This window comes from Streptomyces sp. NRRL S-1813, from assembly GCF_000719605.1.
Taxonomy (GTDB): domain Bacteria; phylum Actinomycetota; class Actinomycetes; order Streptomycetales; family Streptomycetaceae; genus Streptomyces; species Streptomyces decoyicus.
This window is the reverse complement of record NZ_JOHB01000008.1, coordinates 178571-202930: the sequence shown is the minus strand read 5'-3', so window position 1 is coordinate 202930 and position 24360 is coordinate 178571. Positions and strand designations below refer to the sequence as shown.

General features: G+C 70.6%; 15 protein-coding genes and 6 pseudogenes. 14 read left to right on the top strand and 7 right to left on the bottom strand.

The genetic code is table 11. The features are described 5' to 3' along the window. Nucleotides 1-140 precede the first annotated feature (140 nt). The 3 genes from IF67_RS0114985 to IF67_RS0114975 form a co-directional block, all read right to left on the bottom strand. On the bottom strand, nt 141-431 hold the full coding sequence (locus IF67_RS0114985; protein WP_030985858.1) for a hypothetical protein: 291 nt from the start codon (nt 429-431) through the stop codon (nt 141-143). A 119-nt stretch (nt 432-550) separates the two neighbouring features. After that, nucleotides 551-2704: an RNA polymerase recycling motor ATPase HelR gene (gene helR / locus IF67_RS0114980; protein WP_030985856.1), complete on the bottom strand. Its 2154-nt coding sequence runs from the start codon at nt 2702-2704 to the stop codon at nt 551-553. A 552-nt stretch (nt 2705-3256) separates the two neighbouring features. Continuing rightward, a complete protein-coding gene (locus tag IF67_RS0114975) occupies nt 3257-4186 on the bottom strand; it encodes a LysR family transcriptional regulator (RefSeq protein WP_030985854.1) in 930 nt (309 codons plus the stop codon). A 105-nt stretch (nt 4187-4291) separates the two neighbouring features. On the opposite strand from IF67_RS0114975, the gene IF67_RS0114970 reads away from it, so the two are divergent. The 3 genes and pseudogenes from IF67_RS0114970 (at nt 4292) to IF67_RS0114960 (ending at nt 9824) form a co-directional block, all read left to right on the top strand. After that, nucleotides 4292-5275: an EamA family transporter gene (locus IF67_RS0114970; RefSeq protein WP_051818076.1), complete on the top strand. Its 984-nt coding sequence runs from the start codon at nt 4292-4294 to the stop codon at nt 5273-5275. Nucleotides 5276-5454: 179 nt separating this feature from the next. Next, nucleotides 5455-5925 (top strand): annotated as a pseudogene (locus tag IF67_RS0114965) (DMT family transporter); the annotation flags it as partial. A 524-nt stretch (nt 5926-6449) separates the two neighbouring features. Continuing rightward, nucleotides 6450-9824 carry a pyruvate carboxylase gene (locus IF67_RS0114960; RefSeq protein WP_030985848.1) on the top strand — a complete coding sequence of 1125 codons (3375 nt, stop codon included), beginning with the start codon at nt 6450-6452 and terminating at the stop codon, nt 9822-9824. 255 nt (nt 9825-10079) lie between these two features. On the opposite strand, the gene IF67_RS0114955 is transcribed toward IF67_RS0114960, so the two are convergent. Then, nucleotides 10080-11495 carry an MFS transporter gene (locus IF67_RS0114955; protein WP_078889445.1) on the bottom strand — a complete coding sequence of 472 codons (1416 nt, stop codon included), beginning with the start codon at nt 11493-11495 and terminating at the stop codon, nt 10080-10082. Between the two features lie 150 nt (nt 11496-11645). On the opposite strand from IF67_RS0114955, the pseudogene IF67_RS44940 reads away from it, so the two are divergent. From IF67_RS44940 to IF67_RS43735, 4 genes and pseudogenes are all read left to right on the top strand, one after another. Beyond that, nucleotides 11646-12221: pseudogene (locus IF67_RS44940) on the top strand (hypothetical protein); the annotation flags it as partial. Then, nucleotides 12109-12432 (top strand): annotated as a pseudogene (locus IF67_RS44935) (hypothetical protein); the annotation flags it as partial. The pseudogenes IF67_RS44940 and IF67_RS44935, both read left to right, overlap by 113 nt. A gap of 141 nt (nt 12433-12573) precedes the next feature. Next, nucleotides 12574-12726: a hypothetical protein gene (locus IF67_RS44930; protein ID WP_234341104.1), complete on the top strand. Its 153-nt coding sequence runs from the start codon at nt 12574-12576 to the stop codon at nt 12724-12726. A gap of 154 nt (nt 12727-12880) precedes the next feature. After that, on the top strand, nt 12881-13090 hold the full coding sequence (locus tag IF67_RS43735) for a hypothetical protein (protein ID WP_078889444.1): 210 nt from the start codon (nt 12881-12883) through the stop codon (nt 13088-13090). Nucleotides 13091-13195: 105 nt separating this feature from the next. Here IF67_RS43735 and IF67_RS44235 read toward each other — a convergent pair. After that, a pseudogene (locus IF67_RS44235) lies at nt 13196-13597 on the bottom strand (3-hydroxyacyl-CoA dehydrogenase family protein); the annotation flags it as partial. Next, nucleotides 13589-14409 (bottom strand): annotated as a pseudogene (locus IF67_RS41510) (malate synthase A); the annotation flags it as partial. The pseudogenes IF67_RS44235 and IF67_RS41510, both read right to left, overlap by 9 nt. Between IF67_RS41510 and IF67_RS41505 the strand changes: the two are divergent. Beyond that, a pseudogene (locus IF67_RS41505) lies at nt 14410-14697 on the top strand (short-chain fatty acyl-CoA regulator family protein); the annotation flags it as partial. 34 nt (nt 14698-14731) lie between these two features. Here IF67_RS41505 and IF67_RS0114930 read toward each other — a convergent pair. After that, nucleotides 14732-15658, bottom strand: coding sequence for a cobalamin-binding protein (locus tag IF67_RS0114930; RefSeq protein WP_030985842.1), 927 nt, complete (start codon nt 15656-15658; stop codon nt 14732-14734). A gap of 94 nt (nt 15659-15752) precedes the next feature. Here IF67_RS0114930 and IF67_RS0114925 point away from each other — a divergent pair, with 94 nt between their 5' ends. The 6 genes from IF67_RS0114925 to IF67_RS0114900 all read left to right on the top strand — a co-directional run bounded on the left by IF67_RS0114925 (nt 15753) and on the right by IF67_RS0114900 (nt 24250). Then, the gene (locus tag IF67_RS0114925; protein ID WP_030985840.1) at nt 15753-17462 is read left to right on the top strand and encodes a sensor histidine kinase; all 1710 of its coding nucleotides are present in this window, start codon (nt 15753-15755) and stop codon (nt 17460-17462) included. Then, complete coding sequence (locus IF67_RS0114920) at nt 17455-18153, top strand: response regulator (protein WP_030985838.1); 699 nt, start codon at nt 17455-17457, stop codon at nt 18151-18153. Before IF67_RS0114925 ends, IF67_RS0114920 begins: the two co-directional genes overlap by 8 nt. A 204-nt stretch (nt 18154-18357) precedes the next feature. Further along, on the top strand, nt 18358-19140 hold the full coding sequence (locus IF67_RS0114915) for an ABC transporter ATP-binding protein (RefSeq protein WP_030985836.1): 783 nt from the start codon (nt 18358-18360) through the stop codon (nt 19138-19140). A gap of 74 nt (nt 19141-19214) precedes the next feature. After that, on the top strand, nt 19215-21797 hold the full coding sequence (locus IF67_RS0114910) for an ABC transporter permease (protein WP_030985834.1): 2583 nt from the start codon (nt 19215-19217) through the stop codon (nt 21795-21797). 267 nt (nt 21798-22064) lie between these two features. Beyond that, a complete protein-coding gene (locus IF67_RS0114905; protein ID WP_030985832.1) occupies nt 22065-23414 on the top strand; it encodes an erythromycin esterase family protein in 1350 nt (449 codons plus the stop codon). A gap of 68 nt (nt 23415-23482) precedes the next feature. After that, nucleotides 23483-24250, top strand: a complete 768-nt coding sequence (locus tag IF67_RS0114900) for a class I SAM-dependent methyltransferase (protein ID WP_030985830.1) — start codon at nt 23483-23485, stop codon at nt 24248-24250. The last annotated feature ends 110 nt before the right edge of the window (nt 24251-24360 follow it).

Sequence of the window (24360 nt, the reverse complement as noted above, 5' to 3'; positions counted from 1 at the left end):
GCCCCAAAACCGCGGCGGGGCATCGCGTTCTCTCTCCCCCTCCCCGCATCCGGCGCAAGTGCCGCCGGATGCGGGGGAGCGCCCGGCGAAACCCCCGCGGCCCACTCCGAGTGGGCCGGGGTGTCCGGAGCGTCCAGGGTCTAATGCCTCGTGCAGTCGTCGTCGCAGTCTTCTTCCAGGGCGGCCACGCCGGCTTTGTATGCGGCGTACGGGATCTGCCCCAGGACCGCGAGGCGTTCCAGTTCGGCGGCTTCGTTTCCATGGGCGATCCTGCGGCTCTGTTCTGCCTGTTCTCTGCTGTACTTGACGGCCTTGGCGCGCTGTCTGGAACGGTTGCGCTGTATCTGCTCGGCGATCATCTGTGCGGTCTGTTCGAAGTAATCGTCGTGCCTGCCCGACCACATCTCGCCCCCCTCGCTTTCGATGAACAAGACCGGAAGCCGGATTCAGGATATCCGGGTTCCGACTTCCGGTCCGTTCGTGCCGGTGAGATCGTGAACGACGTGTCGTCGAGGGGCATGTGGCGGCGATCGTGTTGTCCTGACCGATGTCAGGAGCTCGTGAGGATGACGAGTTGCTGGGTCGCCCGGGTCATCGCGACATAGCGGTCGACCGCTCCCTCGACACCCTTGCCGAACTCCTCCGGGTCGACGAGGACGACCAGGTCGAACTCCAGCCCCTTCGAGAGCTCCGGGGTGAGCGACCGGACGCGGGGCGTCCCCGGGAACGTGGGGTCGCCGATGACGCAGGCGATCCCGTCGGCATGCGCAGCGAGCCAGGTGTCGAGGACCGTGTCCAGATCCGCAACAGGTCCGCGGACGACGGGGATGCCGCTGCTGCGGATGGAGGTCGGCACATTCGCGTCCGGGAGCTCGGCCCGGATGACCAGCTCGGCTTCCGCCATGACCTCTTCCGGCGTGCGGTAGTTGATGCTCAGGGAGGCCACGTCGATCCGGTCGAGCCCGACCCGCTCGAGCCGTCCCTGCCACGACTCTGTGAACCCGTGCCTGGCCTGGGCTCGGTCCCCGACAATGGTGAAGCTCCGGGACGGGCAGCGGAGCAGCAGCATCTGCCACTCCGCGTCGGTCAGTTCTTGTGCCTCGTCCACGATGATGTGCGCGAACGGGCCGGAGAGCAGGTCCGGTTCGGTGCCGGGCAGGGCGCTCTCGTCGACCAGGGTGTCCTGGAGGTCCTGTCCGCGCAGCATCCCCACCGCGCCTTCGCTCTCGTCGATCAGGACGTTCTGAAGCAGGCCGTCGATGACGTCGGCCCTGCGCGCACGTTCGGCGGCCACAGAGGCCTCGTGCCGACGCTTGCGTCGTGACGCCTCCGGGTCGCCGAGCCGCTGGCGTGCCGCGTCCAGGAGCGGCAGATCGGACACCGTCCAGGCCTGGGCGTCCGCGCGCTGTAGCTTGCGCACGTCATCAGGGCTGAGCCGGGGAGCGCACTTGCGCAGGTAGGCGGGCACCGACCACAGATCTCCGACGAGGTCACTCGCCTCGATCATCGGCCAGGCACGATTGAGGGTCCTGACCAGCTCTCTGTCCTGGAGGAGCGACCTCCTGAGCAGCTCGGGCGGGGCGTCGCTGTCGTCCTTGTCCCTCAGGATCGTGAGCAGTTCCTCCCGGATCTGGTCACGCGCCTCGTTGTGCGGAGTACCTGGTTCCACTGCTGCGAACGCCGCGGCCCAGTCCTCAGCGCTCAGCCAGATGTCGGACCAGTGGGTCGAAACCGTCATCCCCTCGGTGGGCGGCTCCTCGTAGATGCCGACGGCCGGCTCGATCGCCTTCACCAGGTCCGCGGACGACTTCAGAAGGGCCACGTCCGGGTCGGTCTCGGTCGCTGCCCCGGCTCCCTCGGCGACGAGGTCCCGCAGGGTGCAGGTCTGCACGCCCTCCTCTCCCAGGCTGGGCAGGACATCGGCGACGTAGGCCAGGTAGGGCTGGTGCGGACCGACGAACAGCACGCCGCCCCGACGGTGGCCGAGGCGAGGGTCGGAGTAGAGGAGGTGGGCGGCACGGTGCAGAGCGACGACGGTCTTGCCGGTACCCGGACCGCCGTCCACGACCAGAGTGCCGCGGGACCCCGCCCGGATGATGGCGTCCTGGTCGGCCTGGATGGTGGCGAGCACGTCGCGCATCCGGGCCGACCGGTTGCCGCCCAGACTGGCGATGAACGCGGACTGGTCGTCGAGCGCGGCGTGCCCTTCAAGGCCGTCGGCGGTGAACACTTCGTCCCAGTAGTCGCTGACCCGGCCGCGGGTCCAGCGATACCTGCGGCGGCTCGCCATCCCCATCGGATGGGCGTGGGTCGCAGCGAAGAACGGCTCGGCCGCGGGGGAGCGCCAGTCGAGCAGCAGCCGACGTCCGGCGCTGTCGGTGAGGCCGAGGCGTCCGATGTACACGGGCTCGGGATCATCCGCACTGACGATGTGCCCCAGGCAAAGGTCCAAACCGAAGCGACGCAAGGCGCGCAGGCGGCCGGTCAGCCGGTGGATCTCCGCGTCCCGGTCCATCGCCGCGCGGCCGATGCCGCCGGGAGCCCTGCGCTCGGCTTCGAGGCGGTCGGACAGTTCGGCGATCGCTTGCTCCAGGCTCTCCGCGATGGCCGCGAAGTGCTGCTCGTCGCCGTCGATCAGCGCCGGGTCCGCCTTGGGGGAGAGGTGGTCGGGAAGGTCGAACGCGCTGGTGGTCAGGGGGTTCATGTCATCAGCTCCGGTCCGCGGTCGCTGCCGCCATGTCCGTTGGCGCGTACACCCGCACCTCGGTGTCGAGTGCCCGCAGCCGCAGCGCGCGTCCCACTATCGGCTCGGTGCCACCGCATGACTCATACACCGGCAAAAACACACGCACTTCGTGAATCTCCCATTTCTGAAGGTTCTGACCTCGGCCCGCGATTCTGCCCCACTACAGGGGCCTTGCCGCAAGGCCCCCAGTGCGCTATAAGTTGAGAGTGGCAAGGAGTGGGTATTCCTCCTTGTCTTTGTCGCCCGCTGTGGACGGGCAATCCCTTCGCCGGACGGCTACGCGCCACGTATGGCGGTTTCGTCGGCCCAGGAGGATCTTCCAGGGGCCTGCATGCAGCCACGGAACGAGACGTTCCCACCCTCTTCAGCAAGTCGGGCTCGAAGGTCATCGGCTCGGCATCAACGGATGTGCTTTCCGGAGTCGAGCACGCGCAGGTTGCAGGCGTTGCAGGACGTAGGGCCGGCGTCGGCGGCCATGGGGCGGGCAGCGGCGGACGGGCGGTGGCCGGTTCACTCGGCTTCGCGGGTCGGGTGGAGGGGATTTGAGGTCGGCCAGTGTCGGCGCAGCGCTGCCAATGTGGCGTGGATGGCAGGTCTGCGGTCGGCCTGGGAGCGCCAGACGGCTGAGAGCCTACGGGCGGGCGCGGGCCGCATCGGTACGACACGGACGGTGGGTGGCAGGGCGCCGCGGCCGAGCCGGGGAAGTATCGTGACGCCCAACCCCGCTGCCAGAAGCGAGACTTGGGATGCGTACTCCTCGATCTGGTAGGCGATGTCCGGTTCGACACCGAGGCCGGAGAAGGAACGCACCAGCCACTCGTGGCACATGGCCCCGGGGCCCTGCCCGATCCACCGTTCTTCGCGCAGGTCGTACGGGGTCACCACGTCCCGGTCGGCGAGCGGGTGCCCTGCGGGCAGGGCGACGTCGGCGATGTCCTCGCCCAGCTCGGCGACGGACAGCGAGGCGGGCAGCGTCAGCGGGGTGTTGTGCCAGTCGTGTACGACCGCGAGATCCGCCTCCCCCCGTACGACGAGGCTGATGGCGCGGTTGGGGTCGGACTCCACCAGCCGGCAGTCCAGGGCGTGGTGGCGCCTGGCGAGGCCGGCGAGCGCGGCGGTGGTGAAGCCTCGGCAGGCCGTGGGAAACGCGGCGAGCACCAGGCGCCCGGTGGGCTGGTCGCGCTGTTCCTCCAGGCGCGAGCGGGTCCGCTCCAGCACAGCCACGACCTCGTCCGTCGCCTCCGCGAGCAGCCAGGCCGCGGGCGTGAGTTCCACCTTGCCGCCCTGCCGGTCGAGCAGTTCGGAGCCGGTCTCGCGCTCCAGCTTGGCGATCTGCTGGGAGATGGCGGATGGCGTGTAGCCCAGAGCGGCGGCCGCACCCGTCACCGAGCCGTGGGTGGCCACGGCACGCAGAGCACGCAGGCGATTGAGGTCGAACATGAAGCGATGCTAATGCCCCACCTTCAGTAACTTTCGCTGGTCTTTACGGACGGCGGCTGTTGGGATGGAACTTCCCGCAGGAGCGCGTCCCCCAGGAGCCATTACATGAAGCCCGCACACGTCGCCTTGGCAGTGGTCGTCGCCGCCGTTTGGGGCGCGAATTTCGTGGTGATCGACGTGGGGCTGCGTGATTTTCCGCCACTTCTCTTCTCTGCGGTGCGTTTTCTCCTGGCCGCGCTGCCCGCGGTGTTCTTCGTCGGGCGGCCGAGAGTCGCCTGGCGCTGGGTGATTGCGGTGGGTATCACGCTCGGCATCATGAAATTCGGGATGCTGTTCATCGGTATGCATGTGGGGCTGCCCCCGGGACTGGCCTCTCTGGTGCTCCAGGGGCAGGCGGTGTTCACCGTGCTCTTCGCCGCGGCGCTGCTGAAGGAGCGTGCCCGGCGGGTGCAGATCGTCGGCATGGTCATTGCCTCGGCGGGCATCGTGCTGGCCGGGCTGGGCTCGACGGCCGGCACGCTTGCCGGATTTCTGCTGGTCGTGGGTGCGGCGGCGTGCTGGGGCCTGTCGAACATCGCGATGCGGAAGGCGGGCCCGCCGGATGCGTTCCGGTTCATGGTCTGGGTGAGCGCCGTGCCGCCCGTTCCGCTCGCGCTCCTCTCCGTGGCCGTCGAAGGCTGGGGCGCGGACCTGCGGGCGCTACAGCATCTGAACCTCAGCGGAGTAAGCGCTGCGCTCTATGTGGCATGGGGGGCAACGCTGTTCGGATTCGCCGCATGGGGATATCTCCTGCGAACCTATGACGCGCCCACCGTTGCCCCGTTCTCGTTGCTCGTCCCGGTATTCGGTCTGGCATCGGCCTGGATTTGCCAGGGTGAGCGCATGACCGCGCCGACGTTCTGCGCCACGGCTCTTGTCGTCGTCGGCATTGCGGTCGGAATGCTGCGCCGTAGGGAGAAGCCGATGTCGCCCGAAACGGAGCGCACTGCCGTAAAGGCTGCGGCCTCCGAGGTGCGCGACAAAACCAATGATTCGTCAAATCTTCGGGGGGCCGTCCCTTTCGAGGAGACGGGCTCCCGGGCCGGCTGACCCAGGTTTAATTCGTTCGTCATTGAAGCATCGGCCTTGCAAACTGGCAGGTCACGTGCGCGGGCAGGGCGCACGCAGTGACAGAGATTCCGGGAGGGCGCAATCGTGCGCCGACGGGGTGGGAGCAACGGCAGTGGAGGGTGGTGCCGGGGCCGCGAGCCGGGTGGATGGCCGGGCGGCTCGTCGGCGTACTGCTGTGCCTGTTCGCGGCGCTGGCGTACGCGGTGGGTGTGGTGCTCCAGAAGCCGACGTTGAAGCACGCCACCCCGATGCAGGTGACGACGTTCGGCGCGCTCGCCGGAGCGGTGACATGCCTGCCGTTCGCCGGTCAGTTGGTGTCGCAGGTGAGCCGGGCTCCCGTGTCGGCGACGTTGCAGATGGTGTACCTGGGAGTCTTCCCGACGGCCCTTGCGTTCACCACCTGGGCCTACGCGGTGTCCCGTACGACCGTTGGGCAGATGGGTGCCACCACGTACGCGGTACCGGTGCTCGTCGTCGTCATGTCGTGGCTGTTCCTCGGCGAGGTGCCGGGCCGGCTGACACTCCTCGGTGGCCTTCTCTGCCTGTCCGGGGTGGCGGTGTCGCGGATGCGGGGGAAGGCGCAGGCTCCGGTTCCGGAGGGGGTGCGAGAAGCGGGGCGGCCGCGCAGGCCGACGTGTCGGTGGACTCGGCACGGCAGGCGGTGTCCAACTCCGTTGATTCTGCGGGGTGTTCCCCTCGGGGAAGTTGCCTTGTGGAGCGGCAGCCGGTATCTGGGCTCGGGCCGGGGCGCAGCGGAGGTCCGGAGTGCGGTGTGCCGTACGATCCGGGCCGTTTTCGCAGGGGTGGCGTCGATACCGAATTTTTGCTGACTTGCTGACCTAATAGTGCCCTCTGGCCTGCAATGATGGCTTTCCTTATCTCTTCGGCTTCCATTGGCGCCGGTTTCACCACACGGGCAGCCTTGGTGGGCTGACCAGTGTTTTTGCAGGTCAGAAGGGGTTCCAAAGGAATCACCGGGGGTGCGGGTGCCGGTATCCTTCGCCATTCTGACAGGGTGCATGCTGACCTACTGCTGACCTACTGCTGAGTTACATGGGGCCTCGCCAGGTAATAAGTCACTGCGGGTCCGGCGTCTGATCTGCTCATCGCCGACGCCATGGTGTTCGTCAACGGCAGGCTGAAGGGATCGAGAATGTTCCGCAAGGTACTGGTCGCCAATCGTGGTGAGATCGCGATTCGCGCTTTCCGCGCCAGCTATGAGCTGGGTGCGAAAACCGTTGCCGTCTTCCCGCACGAGGACCGCAATTCACTGCACCGGCTGAAGGCCGACGAGGCACATGAGATCGGTGAGCCGGGACACCCGGTGCGTGCCTACCTCTCCGTGGAGGAGATCGTCCGGGCCGCGCGCGAGGCGGGAGCGGACGCGGTGTACCCGGGCTACGGGTTCCTGTCCGAGAACCCCGACCTGGCGCGGGCGTGCGAGGAGGCGGGCATCACGTTCGTCGGGCCGGACAAGGACACGCTCGAACTGACCGGGAACAAGGCCCGCGCGGTGGCCGCCGCGCGCGCGGCAGGCGTACCGGTGCTCGGATCCTCGGAGCCCTCCACGGACGTGGACGCATTGGTCCGTGCCGCCGAGGACGTCGGCTTTCCCGTATTCGTCAAGGCGGTCGCAGGCGGCGGAGGGCGCGGTATGCGCCGCGTCGAGGATCCCGGCATGCTGCGCGAGTCCATCGAGGCGGCGGCCCGTGAGGCCGCGTCCGCGTTCGGTGACTCCACCGTCTTCCTGGAGAAGGCCGTCGTCGACCCCCGCCACATCGAGGTGCAGATCCTCGCCGACGGGCAGGGCAACGTCATCCACCTCTTCGAGCGCGACTGCTCGGTGCAGCGCCGGCACCAGAAGGTGATCGAACTCGCGCCCGCGCCGAACCTCGATCCGGAGCTGCGTGAGCGGATCTGCGCCGACGCCGTGCGGTTCGCCCAGCAGATCGGCTACCGCAACGCGGGCACCGTGGAGTTCCTGCTCGACCGCGACGGGAACCACGTCTTCATCGAGATGAACCCGCGCATCCAGGTCGAGCACACGGTGACCGAGGAGGTCACCGACGTCGACCTCGTGCAGGCCCAGCTGCGTATCGCCGCAGGTGAGACGCTGCCCGAGCTCGGCCTCACGCAGGACACGGTCACCCTGCACGGTGCCGCGCTGCAATGCCGTATCACCACCGAGGACCCCGCCAACGGATTCCGCCCGGACACCGGCAGGATCAGCGCCTACCGTTCGCCGGGCGGCTCGGGGATCCGTCTGGACGGCGGCACCACGCACGCCGGTACGGAGATCAGCGCGCATTTCGATTCGATGCTGGTCAAACTCAGCTGCCGGGGCCGGGACTTCGATACCGCGATCGGCCGGGCCCGGCGCGCCGTGGCCGAGTTCCGCATCCGCGGCGTGGCCACGAACATCCCGTTCCTGCAAGCCGTGCTGGACGACCCGGACTTCCGGGCCGGGCGGGTCACCACGTCGTTCATCGAAGAGCGCCCGCACCTGCTCACCGCGCGCCACTCCGCCGACCGCGGCACCAAGCTGCTCACCTACCTCGCGGACGTGACGGTGAACAAGCCGCACGGCGCACGGCCCGAGCTGATCGACCCGGTCACCAAACTGCCGCCCGTGCCCGCCATCGAACCGCCGGCCGGCTCCCGGCAGCGGCTCGCCGAGCTCGGCCCGGAACAGTTCGCCCGGTGGCTGCGCGAGTCGCCGGCCATCGGCGTCACCGACACCACCTTCCGGGACGCCCACCAGTCACTGCTCGCCACCCGGGTCCGTACCAAGGACATGCTCGCCGTCGCCCCGGCGGTGGCGCGGACGATGCCGCAGCTGCTGTCGCTGGAGTGCTGGGGCGGCGCCACATACGACGTCGCGCTCCGCTTCCTCGCCGAGGACCCCTGGGAGCGGCTGGCCGCGCTCCGCGAGGCCGTACCGAACATCTGCCTTCAGATGCTGCTGCGCGGCCGCAACACCGTGGGCTACACGCCGTACCCGACCGAGGTGACCGACGCCTTCGTGCAGGAGGCCGCGGCCACCGGTGTCGACATCTTCCGGATCTTCGACGCGCTCAACGACGTCGGGCAGATGCGGCCCGCCATCGACGCCGTACGCGAGACCGGAACGGCCGTTGCCGAGGTCGCCCTGTGCTACACCTCCGACCTGTCGGACCCGTCCGAGCGGCTGTACACCCTGGACTACTACCTCCGCCTGGCCGAGCAGATCGTGGCGGCCGGGGCCCACGTCCTGGCCATCAAGGACATGGCGGGGCTGCTCAGGGCGCCGGCCGCCGAGACGCTCGTCTCCGCGCTGCGCCGCGAGTTCGACCTGCCGGTGCACCTGCACACCCATGACACCGCGGGCGGTCAGCTGGCCACCTATCTCGCCGCGATCCGGGCCGGCGCGGATGCCGTGGACGGCGCCGTGGCGTCCATGGCCGGCACCACCTCACAGCCGTCGCTGTCGGCGATCGTGGCCGCGACCGACCACTCCGAACGGCCCACCGGGCTGGATCTGAAGGCGGTCGGGGACCTGGAGCCGTACTGGGAGAGCGTCCGCAGGATCTACGCGCCGTTCGAGGCGGGCCTGGCCTCGCCGACCGGCCGCGTGTACCACCACGAGATCCCCGGCGGGCAGCTTTCCAACCTGCGTACGCAGGCAGTCGCGCTCGGCCTGGGCGACCGCTTCGAGGAGATCGAGGCGATGTACGCCGCCGCCGACCGGATTCTCGGCCGTCTGGTGAAGGTGACCCCCTCCTCCAAGGTGGTCGGGGACCTCGCGCTGCACCTGGTGGGCGCCGGGGTGAAGCCGGCGGACTTCGAGGCGACGCCGAACGAGTTCGACATCCCCGATTCCGTCATCGGTTTCCTGCGCGGCGAGCTGGGCAACCCGCCCGGCGGGTGGCCGGAGCCGTTCCGCGCCAAGGCGCTGGAGGGCCGCGCCGAACCCCGGCCCGTGCAGGAACTGACCGTGGAGGACCGTTCGGGACTGGAGAAGGACCGGCGCGCGACGCTCAACCGGCTGCTGTTCCCCGGGCCGGCACGCGACTTCGAGACGCACCGCCAGGCCTACGGCGACACCAGCGTGCTGGAGAGCAAGGACTTCTTCTACGGGCTGCGTTCCGGAACGGAGTACGCCGTCGACCTGGAGCCGGGCGTACGGCTCCTGATCGAGCTGGAGGCCGTCGGTGAGGCCGACGAACGCGGTCTGCGCACCGTGGTGTCCACCCTGAACGGCCAGCTGCGGCCGATCCAGGTACGCGACACCGCGGCGGCCGCCGACGTACCGGTGACGGAGAAGGCCGACCGGGGCAACCCCGGCCATGTCGCGGCCCCCTTCGCCGGCGTGGTGACGCTCGCGGTGGCCGAGGGCGACGAGGTGGAGGCCGGCACCACGGTGGCCACCATCGAGGCGATGAAGATGGAAGCGGCGATCACCGCGCCGAAGGCCGGGCGGGTGGCCAGGCTGGCCATCAACCAGATCCAGCAGGTGGAGGGAGGCGATCTCCTCGTCGACATCGGGTGAATCGGCTCTCGCCGCGGGCGTCGCCCGGCCGAGACGACGTGCTTCCCTGCGGGATTCCGATGAGGCGTCGCGACGGCGGGTCTGATGCGTGAGGCGGACCTCCACCGAGTAGTGAGGCGCGTTCGCCTCATCAGGCCCGGGTTCGAGGCCGCAGGGGAACAAAGCAGGCTGCCGTGGCGGGCCGGGAGGTCCGCCACGGCGCATGGCGCGGGTCGGGGTGCCTGGCCCGCCCGCAGCCCTTCAGCCCGCAGCCCATCAGCCGGAGACGGCGCGGGGCTTCTTCCGGGGGATGCAGAAGAGCGCGAGGGCGGCGGCCGTCAGGTACGCGGCCGCGCCGATGGCCATGCTGGTCCGCAGTCCGGTGGTGAAGCCGGCTGTGGCGGCGGCGAGCAGTGAGCCTCCCAGCGCGACGCCTGCGGCGCTGCCGACCTGGCGGGTGGTGTTGAAGAGGGCGGAGGCGGTGCCGGAGTGCGTGTCGGGGGCGGCTGACATCACGGTGGCGGTCGAGCCGGTGAGGGCGAAGGACGTGCCGAAGCCCGCCGCCGTCATCGGTCCCACGAGCAGGACGTAGTCCGGATGCGGTCCGGCGGCGGCCCAGCCGGCCAGACCGGCCGCTCCCAGGAGCATGCCGGTGACCACCAGCGGGCGGTGTCCGGTGCGGCTGGCCAGTCGTCCGGACAGGACGGAGGCGAACATCGTCATGGCCACCGCCGGGAAGAGGGCGATCCCGGTGCGCAGCGCGCTCAGGCCGCGCTGGTGCTGGAAGTACAGGCTGGCGGTGAAGATCATGCCGTAGAAGGCGAAGTTGAACAGCAGGCCGATGGCCGCTCCGCCGCTCATCGCGCGGGAACGCAGCAGCCGCAACGGCAGTACGGGAGTGCGGGCCAGCCGCTCGCGCAGGACGAATGCGGCGGCTGTCAGCAGGCACAGGCCGGCCCCGGTGAGGATCAGCGGGTCCGTCCAGCCCCGTCGTCCGGCCTCGTTGAGGACGGCGACGAGCAGGGCGACCGTGGCGATGAGCGCGCACTGGGCAGGCCAGTCCACGGGGCGGTCCGGGCGCCGGGCCGAGGCGCGCACATGGCGCAGTGTCAGCCACAGGCAGGCGCATCCGACGGGCAGGTTGATGAAGAACACCCAGCGCCAGCCCACGGTGGTGACCAGAAGGCCGCCGAGGAGGGGGCCGGCGGAGGCGGCGATGCCTGCCATGGAGCCCCAGAGACCGAAGGCCCGGGAGCGCTCGCCGGGTGAGGGGTAAGCCTGTTGGAGAAGGGCGAGGGAGCCGGGCACGATCAGTGCCGCGCCGAGTCCTTCCACCAGCCGGGCGGCGATCAGGGCCTCGGCGCTCCGGGCCAGACCGCAGCCGGCCGAGGCGAGGGTGAACACCACCACCCCGGTGCAGAAGATCCGGCGGTTGCCCAGCCGGTCCCCGAGCGCGCCGCCGGTGAGCAGCAGACCGGCGAAGACCAGGGTGTAGCCGTCCGTGATCCACTGGATCCCGGTGAGGGAGGCGGACAGTTCGCGTCCCACCACCGGAACGGCGACGTTGATGACGGTCACGTCCAGGATGACCATGAAGTAGCCCGCGCAGACCGCGAGAAGCGGGGCCCGCGACCCGCTCGGGGCCGCGGGGCCGTCCGGTCGACCGGCCCGGGGGCTACCAGCACGCACCATGGCGACACGGTAATCCTGGGACGAACGGCTCCCGCGACTTGACCGGTCCGGCGGCGTGCCGGGCTCTCACGTGGCAGCGCTCGTCAACGGTGCGAGGCGGGAGGCCGGTTCCGGCCGATTCCGGACCGCCGCTGAGGTGGTCCGAACGACATGGCCTGGCCGTCGAGGTCCGGGCTGAGGCGGTGGGCCGTCAGCGCCCGACGGGGAAGCGGCGCAGGGCATCCTGGCCCTCGGGGCCGGGACCCGACTTTTCGACCACGTACGCCACCGCCCGAAGGCGCCCCGCACCGCCCGCCCCGGCTGGCGCGCCCCCATGCCGTCCCCGTCGCGGAACCGGGGTGCGTGCTGCCCTCGCCGGCCGGCGTCGAGGACTTCTGGGCCGGCATCCGCCGCCGTGGCACCCCGCTCATCGCCCCCGACCCCGAGGGCAGCACCGAGTACGCGGTCGTGACGTACCTGTGGCGCGGCGCCCCCGGCACCCGTGCTGTCCAGGTCCTGCCCACCAAACTCGGCGACCCGCTGGCCCCGGAGGGCAACCTCATGACGCGGGGCCCCCGGTACCGACGTCTGGCACTGGTCGGTCCGTCTGCGCCGCGACTGGCACGGCACCTACGACTTCCACGTCGACGAAGGGGACGGCCCGGAGCCGGGCGGCCCCGAGTACTGGCGGTGGCTGCGCACCCAGCGCGCGCCGACCCGTACAACGTCCTTGCCCTGCCCCGACGTTGGGGCGGTGACCCGGTCCCGTACGCCGCACTTCCCGGTGCCCCGGACGCGGTCGACTGGGAGCCGAGGCGCAGGTCGCACGCGGCACGGTGAGCGAGCACGAGGTGGCCGGCGAGCACCTCGGCACGGGACGCCGTGTCTGGCTGTACCAACCGCCCCATGCGGCGCGGGCGACGGAGAAGCTGCCCGTGCTCGTGCTGCTGGACGGTGAGCACTGGCAGCCAACGTCCTTGCCCAGTCGGGCTCGTTCTGGTGGCCCGAAGGGCCTGAAGCGGAGTGGCTGACCGGCCGGCTGGCGGCCGCGCCCCGGCTGCCCGTACGTTTCTGGCTCTCCTTCGGGGAGCAGGAGTGGGTGGTCCTCCCCGCTGCCCGTCGGCTCCGCGACACCCTCGCCGCCGCCGGCTACGAGGACGCCGTCTGCCGCGGGTTCAACGGGGGACACGACGACCTGTGCTGGCGCACCGAACTGGCCGACGGACTGGTGGACCTGCTGTCACGGGGCTGACCGTCCCTTTCACCGGACGGTTCCTTCTCGCGCACCGCGCCGCAGGCCGCCGCATGGCCCGGCGCGACCCCGGACGTCGGTGAGTTCCCAGCCCGCGCCCCCGGCCGGTAGCGGGCCCGTGCCCAGCCGCAGGGTGCGCAGGGAGGTACCGGAGATGCCCGCGAGCCCGCCCGAACGGGAGAGGGAGAAGTGCAGTTCCTCGCCGCTCGGGCCGGCCACGGCGGGGCGGCCGTGCGGGCAGGTACCCGTACCCACTGAGCCCGACCCGGACGGCCTGGCCAGGGCGGTGGCGGACGGACTCGGCGTGCCGCGAGGAAAGGTGACGGCCGAGGATCTGCCCGACGGCGACCAAACGGTGGGCTGAGCCGGCCCGGCCGCGAACGAGGCGGGCGCGGAGCAGCCTCAGTTCTGCTCCGCGCCCGTCCGGCGGCAACCGGGGCCCTCAACCCCGGCGGCGTACCGGGACCCCTCAGTCCCGGTCGTATGTGTGGAACCCCCGGCCCGTCTTGCGGCCGAGCAGCCCCGCCTCCACCATCCGCAGGAGCAGCGCCGGCGGTGCGTAGAGGGGTTCCTTGAATTCGGCGTAGAGGGATTGTGCGATGGAGGCCACGGTGTCCAGGCCGATCAGGTCGGCGAGTTTGAGTGGCCCCATGGGGTGGGCGCAGCCCAGTTCCATGCCGGCATCGACGTCGGCGGCGGTGGCGAAGCCGGACTCGGTCATCCGGACCGCCGAGAGCAGGTAGGGGATGAGCAGCGCGTTGACGACGAAGCCGGCCCGGTCCTGGGACCGTACGACTGTCTTCGCGAGGGTGCCGGTGGCGAATGCCTCGACGCAGGCGACGGCTGCCGGGGCGGTGTGCAGGGAGGCGACTCCCGCGTGCTGCACGAGGAGCCGGGCGTAGGCGTCCGGGGTGAAGAAGGCGGGCAACTCCCTGGCGAGCGCATCCGTTCGAAGAGTGCCCGGACCTCGTCGGCCCGTGCCCAGGGGTACTCGGCTCCCAGGGCGGCGATCTCGTCGTCGAGCAGAGCGAGCACCGTGTCCCGGTCGACGGCGCCGTGCCGCAGCCACTGCCAGATCTGCGCGCGGGCGATCTCGGCGGCCGCCGCGTCCTCCATCAGCCCTTCCAGCGCCACGGCGCCGGTGCCGCGCAGCCAGGCGTCGAAGTAGCGCAGCGCGACGGAGATGTTGGCGCGCACGCCGTCCTCGGCCTCGCGCTCCTTGTCGAGACGCACCTTGGCGAGCGCCGCCCCGTCGGCCTGCGCGTCGTGGCCTGGCACGTGGGCGGCCATGCCACCGATGGCGTGCGCGCCGCGCTTGTGACAGGTGCGCACGAGGAGTTCGGTGTAGGCGCGCAGGAAGGGCGCCGTCATGGTGACCTTTGTCCGGTCGGGGAGGGAGAAGTCGGGGCGGTGCGCGAAGATCTTGATCAGGCTGAAGAGATAGTCCCAGCGGCCCGCGTTGAGCCCGGCACTGTGTTCGCGCAGCTCGTAGAGGATCTCCTCCATTTCGAAGGCCGCGGTGACCGTCTCGATCAGGACGGTGGCGCGGATGGTGCCCCGCGGGATGCCGAGCAGATCCTGGGCGAAGACGAACACGTCGTTCCACAGGCGGGCGTCGTAGGCGTTCTCGAGCTTGGGGAGGTAGAAGTACGGGCCGGATCCGGCGTCGATCTGCCGCTGCGCGCGTGGACCGCCCGCGCCGTCACCCGCCACCGCGGCGGCTGGGGCGAGCCCGGCAAGACCTTCGCCATCGGCCTCGGCTGCGAGATCCGCCACGCCTCCCGGCTGGTCTACCCCGACGGCCTCGACCTCGACAGCACCGCCGCCGACACGCCCATCGGCATGGGCTGACGCATCTGCGAGCGCCTCGACTGCCCCCAGCGTGCCGTACCGCCGCTGGGACAGCCGCCGGCCATCAATGAGAACAGCAGCACCTTCGTGCCCTATCCCGTGGCGGACAGACCGGCCTGAGCCGCCGGCTCCTGGACTCGGGCGGCTCCCGGCCTCAGCCTTCCGCCGCGGACAGCCGGGTCGCCTCACCCGGCAGCACGGGGTCGCCCGCCTCGACGGAGTGCAGGACATGGGCCAGGACCTCCGCGCCCCGCACCACCCGGGGGCCCGGCCGGTTGAAGTAGGCGGGCCCGTCCAGGACCCAGACGGCGTCGTTGCGCACGGCGGGCAGCTCGTCCCAGCCCGGCAGTTCGGTGAGCAGACCGCGCTCCCGCAGTGTCCGGTCGGGGCTGAAGCCGCAGGGCAGTACGAGGAGGACGTCGGGGCGCGCGGCGCGTACCGCGGCCCACTCCATCGGCTTGGTGTGCTCGCCCGGCGCCGCGAGCAGCGGCGTGCCGCCTGCGCAGGTGACCTGCTCCGGCACCCAGTGCCCCGCGGGCCAGAGCGGGTCGAGCCACTCGATGGCCACCACGCGCGGCCGCGGCCGTCCGGCGGCCAGCCGCTCCACCTCCGCCAGACGTGCGCGCAACTGCTCCCGCCGCCGCTCGGCGCGTTCGCGTACGCCCAGCAGTGCGCCCACCGTGACCAGGCAGTCCAGCACATCGTCCAGGGTCCGTGGCTCCACGCTCAGCACCTTGGTGTCGGCGTCCAGGATCCGAACGGCTTCGGAGACGCTGCGGTACGACACCGCGCACACGTCGCACAGGTCCTGGGTGAGAACCACGTCCGGAGCGAGGGCGGCGAGGGCCTGAGTGTCGAGGGTGTAGAGCGAGGAGCCTGCGTGCGAGGCGCCCCCCACTGCGTCGGAGATCTCCCGGCTGCTCAGCGTGTCCGCGGAGAATTCGGCAGCCGTGACGACGGGCACCCCGGCGACTGCCTCCGGCGGCCAGTCGCATTCGTGGGTGCGGCCCACCAGATCGGCGGTCAGACCGAGCTCGGCCACGATGTCGGTGGCCGCGGGGAGCAGCGAGACGATGCGCATGCTCCGAGCCTAGGACGGCCTCTGCCTTTGGGTAGAGACGGATCGTCCGCAAGGCGCAGGGAAACCCATTGCAAAGCCCCCGATAATCGACGTCATGTCGTCCAGCGCTCCACCGGTCAGTGAGAACCGCCCGTCCCGCAATCCCTTCGCGGGGCCGGGGGAGCAGGGGCGGCAGCTGTGGCGGGCGGCGGGCGAGGTGGTCCTGGCCGGGGCGCTGGTGCTGCTCACGTACCAGGGCGAGTCGTGGATCGAGGCGAGGCTGACGGGCGGGGCGCCGGCCCTGGCGTTCGTCGGCGTTGTGCTGGTGCTGGTGCGGCGCCGGTTCCCGGTGGCCGGCGTGCTCGGGCTGGCCGCGCTGATGGGGGTGGTGCCCACGGTGGCGCTGCTGACCGCGGTGGCCGCCTACACGGCGGCCCGGCAGCTGGAGACGCCGCGACGGCGTGCCGGGCTGCTGCTCGGGGCGGCTGCCTCGGCGATGGCGGTCTGTGCGGTGTCCGCGCCCCATCTGGAGCTGGGCAGCTGGCTGTTCGGGCTGGCGCTGAGTGCGGTGCTCGCCGTCACCACGGTCGTCGTGCCGGGGCTGGTCGGCATCGCCGCGGGGCAGCAGGACCGGCTGCTGCGGGCGTTGCGGGAGCGGACGGCCGCTGCCGAGGAGGCGCAGCGGCTCGCGGACAGCGAGTCCCGTGTACGGGAGCGGTCGCGTATCGCAGCGGAGATGCACGATCTGGTCGGGCACCGGCTGAGCCTGGTCTCCCTGCACGCGGGCGGGCTGGAGATGGCGCTGCTCAAGAAGGCGCCCGGCCTGTGCGACGAGGCCGCCGTGGTGGGCCGTGCCGCTCGTGATGCGATGCAGGAGCTGAGGGAGGTGCTGGGGGTCCTGGGCCCGTTGGCGAGGGATACCGGCACCGATGCGCTGACCGACGCGACGGGTACGCGCGCGGACATCGAGGCGCTGGTCGAGGAGTCGCGCGGGGTCGGTATTCCCGTCGAGTTCTGCTGGGAGGGGCAGGATCTCGACGCGCGGCCGGCCCGGGTGCGGCGGGCGGTGCACCGGGTGGTGCGTGAGTCGCTCACCAACGTGCACCGGTATGCGACCGGGGCCCATGTGACCGTCGTTGTCCGCCATATCGACGAGCGGGTGGAGGTGCGGGTACGCAACGGAGTGCCGCCCGTACCGCCCGCCGCCGCGACCGGGCTCGGCTCCGGGCGCGGGCTGCCCGGGCTGCGGGAGCGCGTGGCGCTGCTCGGCGGCGGCCTGGAGGCACACCGGACGCCGGGGGGCGGCTTCGCCGTGACGGCCGGGCTCCCCGCCGACCCCGGGCCCGGCGCGGAGACGGCGGAGGCGGCACCGTACGACGACGGGCCGGCCGCCGTCGACGAGCCGGGCAGCGGGCTCTCCGCCGTCCAGCGGCGCCTCGCCGGCGTCGTCACCGGGCTGCTCGGCCTGGCGGGGGTGGGCGTGATGATGCTGTTCGGGGTCTTGCTGGTGGCCCGTTCACGATATGACCTGGCGTATCAGAGCCCCGAAAAACCCCGGGTGGGGATGACGAAGGAGCAGGTGCAACGCGCCGTGGCATCGGACGACAACGTGGCGCGCGCGGCCGCCGCAGGGCGCGAGCCACCGCGGCCGGGTTCCGCCACGGAGTGCCTGTACCCCTACACGGACCGGTCCGAGGGCGGGCGGCTGGAGATCGTCCGATACTGCTTCCGGTCGGACACGCTGATCGCGATTGACCGTTTCACGGTCCCTATAGTGACCGAAAAGGCGACTGAACCGCCCCATGGGAGTAGGAAGCATGACTGACCAGGCCAACTCCGTGGGCCCCGGGGCGGGTTCCACGATTCGGGTGCTGCTCGCCGACGACGAGGAGATGATCCGGCACGGCCTCCGGCTGATTCTCCGGCACGCCGACGGCGTCGAGGTGGTGGGCGAGGCGGCAAACGGCGCCGACGCCTTCCGGCTCGCCGCCGAGCACCGGCCCGATGTGGTGCTCCTCGACATCCGTATGCCCGTACTCGACGGGCTCGCGGCCATCGAACCGCTGGTCGCCCTCACCCCCGCACCGAAGGTGGTCATGCTCACCACCTTCGGCGACGAGGAGAACGTCACCAGGGCCCTGCGGGAAGGTGCCACCGGCTTCCTGCTCAAGGACGAGGGGCCACAGGAGCTGATCAGCGCGGTACGGGCCGCGGCCGTGGGGGACGCCGTGCTCTCACCCGGCGTCACCGGGACCGTCATCCGGCGGATGCTGAGCGGCGGCTGGGCCGGCGCCGGGCCCGCGGCCCCGGACAGCAGGGTGGCGGGGCTGACCGGCCGGGAGCGGGAGGTGCTGGTCACCCTGGGGGAGGGGCTGTCGAACGTGGAGATCGGCAGTCGGCTCGGCATCGGCGTAGGGACGGTCAAGAGCCATGTCCGTTCGATCCTGGAGAAGACGGGATCCAGCAGCCGGGTGCAGGCGGGGCTGCTGGCGCACCAGGCCGGGCTGATGGGCTGAGCGCCTCCAGGGGGCATCGGCTCTCCGGGCAGGCAGGGCTGTCGGCTCTCTCTTCGGGCAGAGGAGCCGTGGTCCGTGAGGACGACACGACTGCGGCGGGTCTGCCCTTGGGCAGGCGGCGCATTCCCGACCTGAGGGCGACGGATCCGGGGGTGCCTCGCGGCCACGATGGTCGGGAGTTCCGCACCCCTACCAGGAGTACCCATGCCGCACCCTGCCACTGCTACCACCCGCCTCGGCGCCTCTTCTGGTGTCGCCGCCCGCGCGACGGGACTGACCAAGGTCTACGGCGAGGGCGAGACCCGCGTCGTCGCCCTCGACTCGGTGACCGTCGAGTTCGGACGCGGCCGGTTCACCGCGATCATGGGGCCGTCCGGCTCCGGCAAGTCGACGCTGATGCACTGCATGGCCGGGCTCGACACCATCTCCCAGGGATCGGCCCGGATCGGGGACACCGAGCTGTCCCGTCTGGGAGACCGTCAGCTCACCAGGCTCCGCAGGGAGAAGATCGGCTTCGTCTTCCAGGCGTTCAACCTGCTGCCCACGCTGAACGCAGTCGAGAACATCACGCTGCCGATGGATATCGCCGGCCGCAAGCCCGACCAGGAATGGCTGGAGTTGATCGTGGGGACCGTCGGGCTCTCCGGGCGGCTGCGGCACCGCCCCTCGCAGCTCTCCGGCGGTCAGCAGCAGCGCGTCGCCGTGGCCCGCGCGCTGGCCGGGCGTCCGGAAATCATCTTCGCGGACGAGCCGACCGGCAATCTCGACTCCCGTTCCGGTGCGGAGGTCCTGGGCTTTCTGCGGGACTCCGTACGCGAGTTGGGGCAGACGGTCGTGATGGTCACCCATGACCCGGTGGCAGCCTCCTACGCGGACCGGGTGGTCTTCCTCGCCGACGGACGGCTCACCGACGATCTGCCCGCCCCCACCCCTGAGGCCGTGCTCGACCGCATGCGGCTCTTCGACACCAAGGGACGCACGAGCTGACGGGGCTCTCTCGCACGGTCCCTTCCCGTAAGGCCCCATCCGCCACCGCATACCTCCAGGACTGACACACCACCATGCTGCGTACCGCCCTGCGCAACCTCCTTGCGCACAAAGCCCGATTGATCATGACCGCACTCGCGGTCCTGCTCGGTGTCGCTTTCGTCTCCGGCACCCTCGTCTTCGCCGACACCACGGCGACCGCCTTCCGCAACGCCTCCGCCAAGAGCCTCAAGGGCGTGGCCGTCTCGGTGCGAGCGGAGGAGGACCCCGCCACCCCGGCAGGCGGAGAAGAAGGTCAACGGACCACCGCCCTGGACGCCGCGCTGGCACGGAAGATCCGCGCGCTGCCCGGCGTCGCCTCGGTGCGCCCCACTGTCAACGGCGAGGTCACCTTGGCCGGCAAGAGCGGCAGTCCGGTCAACGTCGGCAACAACTCGCAGAACCTGGCCACCAACTACCTGCGGGGCAAGGACGGCAAGGACAGCCGCTTCCCGCTGAAGGAAGGCCGCGGCCCGGCTGCCGAGGGCGAGCTGGCGCTGGACGCCAAGACCGCGGAGAAGGCCGGCTACCGGATCGGCGACACGGTCCGCTTCGCCACCGACGGGCCGGCCCTGACCAAGAAGCTGGTCGGCATGGTCACCACAGACGACCCACAGGTCACCGCCGGCGGCACCCTTACGCTCTTCGACACCAAGGCCGCACAGAAGCTGTTCCTCCGTCCCGGCCAGTTCGACGAGATCGCGGTCGCGGCCCAGGACGGTACCGACGAGCGCGCGCTGACCGAGCAGGTGCGGGCGCTGCTTCCCGGCAAGGGCGTCGGCGCCACCAGCGGCGCGGACCTGGCCGCCGAGCAGTCCGCACAGATCGCCGAGAACACCCAGTCCCTCACCAAGACACTGCTGGTCTTCGCCGGAATCGCGCTGTTCGTCGGCGTGTTCCTCATTGCCAACACCTTCACCATGCTCATCGCCCAGCGCAGCCGCGAGATCGCGCTGATGCGGGCCGTGGGAGCCTCGCGCCGCCAGGTCGTCCGCTCCGTCCTCATCGAGGCCGCGCTGCTCGGTCTCGTGGCCTCCGCCGCCGGATTCGCGCTCGGCCTCGGCATCGCCACCGCCATGCGCCCGCTGCTCAACACGACCGGTGCCGGACTGCCCGACGGACCGCTGGTCATCACGCCCGCGGCCCCGGTGTCGTCACTCGCGGTCGGCGTCGTCGTCACCGTCCTGGCCGCCTGGCTGCCGTCCCGCAAGGCCGCGAAGATCGCGCCCGTAGCGGCGCTCAGCAGCGTCGACCAGGCCCCGCCTGCCCGCGCCCTGATGGTCCGCAACCTGCTCGGCACCCTGCTCACCGGGGCCGGGGCGCTGGTGATGCTCTACGTCTCCACGCTCAAGACCACCGCCGAGTCCCACCTCATGACCGCGATGCTCGGGGGCGTACTGACCCTCGTCGGCGTGATGGTGCTGGCCCCGCTGTTGTCCAGGCCGCTGATCACCCTGACGGGCAAGGTCACCACCCGCTGGTTCGGCGTCAGCGGCAAGCTGGCCAAGGAGAACGCACTGCGCAACCCGCGCCGCACCGCCGCCACCGCATCGGCCCTGATGATCGGGCTCGCCCTGATCACCGGTCTGACCGTCGGCGGGCAGTCCGCCCAGCGCGCCATGGACAGGGAAGCCACCCAGGGCCTGGCCGCCGACTACAAGGTCACCAACAGCACCGCCCGCGGTCTCGACACGGACGCGGCCGGCAAGATCGCCCGGGTGCCCGGGGTCGCCGCGGCCGCCCCCGTCACCTCGGCGGGTCTCGACACCCAGGGCCGGTTCGGCGTGATCACCGGCACGGATCCGAAGGTGTTCGGCAAGGCCGCGCAACTCGACTTCCAGGCCGGCTCGCTGCACGACATCGGCCCCGGGAGGATGGCGGTCTCCGACGAGTTCGCCGAGCAGGCCAGGCTCCACGTCGGCGGCACCATCGACGCCGAGATGGCCACCGGCACGGACAGCGGCAAGGCCCGGAAGAAGTTGACGGTCGTCGGCATCTACGCCAAGAACCGCGCCGCCCACGACGCGCTGGGCACGCTCACCGACGTGCTTCCGTACTCCACCAGCGCCAAGGAGCTCGAAAGCGTACTGGTCAAGGCCGAGACCGGCCAGGCTCCGGGCCTCGAGCGGAAGATCCGCGCCGCGCTCGGCGACAGCCCGCTGCTGAAGGTCCGAAGCCAGGAGCAGCTCATCAAGGAGAACAACGGGCCCATCACCACGATCCTCAACATGATGTACGGGCTGCTCGGCATGGCCGTCATCATCGCGATCCTCGGCGTCGTCAACACCTTGGCCATGTCGGTCTTCGAGCGCACCCGCGAGATCGGGATGCTGCGGGCCATCGGCCTCGACCGCTCCGGGGTCAGGCAGATGGTCCGGCTGGAGTCGGTGGTGATCTCACTGTTCGGCGCGGTGCTCGGGATCGGCACGGGCATCTTCCTGGCCTGGGCCGGAGGCAGCCTGACGACGACGTCGATGCCGATGTACGAGACGGTCCTGCCGTGGGGGAGCCTGGGCATCTTCCTGGCGCTGGCACTGGTGATCGGAGTCCTGGCCGCGATCTGGCCGGCCCACCGGGCGGCCCGCCTGAACATGCTGCACGCGATTCAGTCGGCCTGAGCCGGGCCGGAGCTGTCCGAACCCGCCCGTCCGTGCCCGACTTGCCCTGCGCGCGGCCTTGCTGTCGGTGTCCGAGCCCTCAACTGGTCTGCTCACAGCTTCGGACCCTGCCCTGCCGTACCGCCGATGCTCCGCCGACCTGCCGCTGATACCTGCTGTCACGCCCCGGGCCTGGGGTGTCTCCTCGGTCCCGGTGGAGATAGCCCCACCCCCGACTGGGGGGTGGGGCGCATGGCCGCCGTCCCTGCCGACAGGAAGTCTTGGGGCATGAGACAACACAGGTCGGCCCTCGCCGCATTACTCCTTTCGCTCGGCACGGTGGTCGCCGCCGCGCCCCCGTCCTCGGCGCAGTCGCCCGTGCCCGCCCTGGAACGCGACGCACACCCGCTGCGCACCACCGAGCCCCAGGGGGACCTGGACGACCTGCGCCCGGTCGGCCGGATGGTGCAGGACGCCCGGGTGGTGGGGCTGGGCGAGGCCACTCACAGTTCCCATGAATTCTTCGCCATGAAGCACCGGGTCTTCCGCTACCTCGTCGAGAAGAAGGGCTTTCGCAGCTTCGCCCTGGAGGGAAGCTGGAGCACCGGACTACGGCTCAACGACTATGTGCTGCACGGCAAGGGCGATCCACGGCGGATCATGCGCGAGGAGTTCCAGAACAGCTACTCCTGGTGGAACAACACCGATTACCTGAACCTGCTGACGTGGATGCGAAGTTACAACTGCCGGCATCCGCACGATCCGGTGCAGTTCATGGGCGACGACTACGGGTACGCCGGTCCGGAACTCTATGACAGGGTGACCGGCTATGTGGCCAAGGCCCACCCGGCGTTGCTGCCCCGCTTTGCCGAGCTCTACCGCGGCCTGCGGCCCACGACCACCGTCGACGCCCATATGAAGGGGTATCTGCAACGGCCGCTGGCCGAACGGAAGGCGATAGCCGGCCGGACCGGGCGCGCGCTGGAGCTGCTCAAGCAGCAGCCGCCCGGCGGGGGGACCGAGAGGAAGGCGCACGCCTGGGCCGTACAGCACGCCACCGCCATCGACCAGACGGCCAGGGGATACGCCTTTGCCTTTGACGACCCGCGGCAGGTCGCGGAAGGCATGCGCTACCGAGATGCGGTCATGGCGGACAACGTGGCCTGGTGGCAGAAGCACACCGGGGACAAGACCGTGCTGTCGGCTCATGATGCGCATGTCGCACTGGAGACCAGTGACCCGACGCACTACCCCAAGGTGCAAGGGAGCTTTCTGCGCGACAAGTTGGGCAAGAGCTATGTGAGCATCGGCACCACCTTCGACCGGGGGTCGTTCAATGCCACCGGAGCCGACGGACAGGTGCGGGCGTACACCCTGGGTCCCGCGAAACCCGGCAGCAATGAGTACACCCTGGACCGGGTACGCCACCGCGACTACATCCTGGACCTGCGAAGCACCCCGCCCGCGGCCCGCGCCTGGCTGGCCACGGCCCGTGCCACCAGGAGCATCGGCACGGAGTATCCCGGCCCCGGCGTGGAGTACCGGATCGCGCTCGCGCGGTCGCACGACATCGTCGTCCATCTGCACCAGGTCGGTGCCGCCCGGCTGCTGGCCGCCCCCTCACCCGTCGGGAAGTGAGCCGTCGGCATCCTCTACGGCGGACCGGGCGCGGGCGGAGAGCAGGGCGAGGGGACGATGATGTGGGGATGACCGCAGGCTCACGCGCCCATTCATTCAACGCGGCGGCTGACCAGTACGCCGCCGGCCGACCTTCATATCCCCCCGCGCTCTTCGCTCTCATCGAACGGTTCATGAGCCGTCCCCTGGCGGGTGCCCGCGTCGCCGATGTCGGCGCGGGCACCGGCATCGCCACCGCGCTGCTGCGTGAGCGAGGGGCCGACGTGATCGGCGTTGAGCCGGGCGACGCCATGGCCGCCCAGTTCCACACCATGCTCCCGGACGTGCCGATCGTCAGAGGCGACGGCAACGCCCTCCCCCTCGCGGATGCTTCCCACGACCTCATCACCTACGCGCAGTCCTGGCAGTGGACCGACACCGCCCGCTCCGTCCCGGAGGTACTGCGGGTCCTGCTTCCTGGCGGTGCGCTGGCGATCTGGTGGAACACCACCGCCTTCGACGTGCCTTGGATCAGTGCGCAGCATGAGCGGATCGCGCTCCACTGCGGAGTGGGAGTGCCGCAGTCGTCTCGGGCGCGTCCCGACGACAGCGACGCCATCCGGCTTGCGGGCCTGTCGGGGCTCCGGGTCGCCCGCCGCCAACTGCGGTGGAGCCGTACGGTCCCCCTCGACACGCACCTTGCCAATATCGGCAGTCGCTCGGCGTTCCTGGTCCTTGCCGAGGACGACAAGCGGGCGTTTCTCTCCGAGGAGCGCGGGCGACTGCGCGAGGTGTTCCGCGACGAGGCGGTGGAAGAGACCTATGCGGTCGATCTGTTGATGGCCACTCGCCCGTGATCGAGCGGCTCTCTCCTCGTCTCACGTCTCCGCGCCGTTCCTTTCGTCGCTTCCGACGCCCTCGCGCGCCCAACCGCCTCGCTCAGGGGCGCGGTATCGCCGCAAGAGGT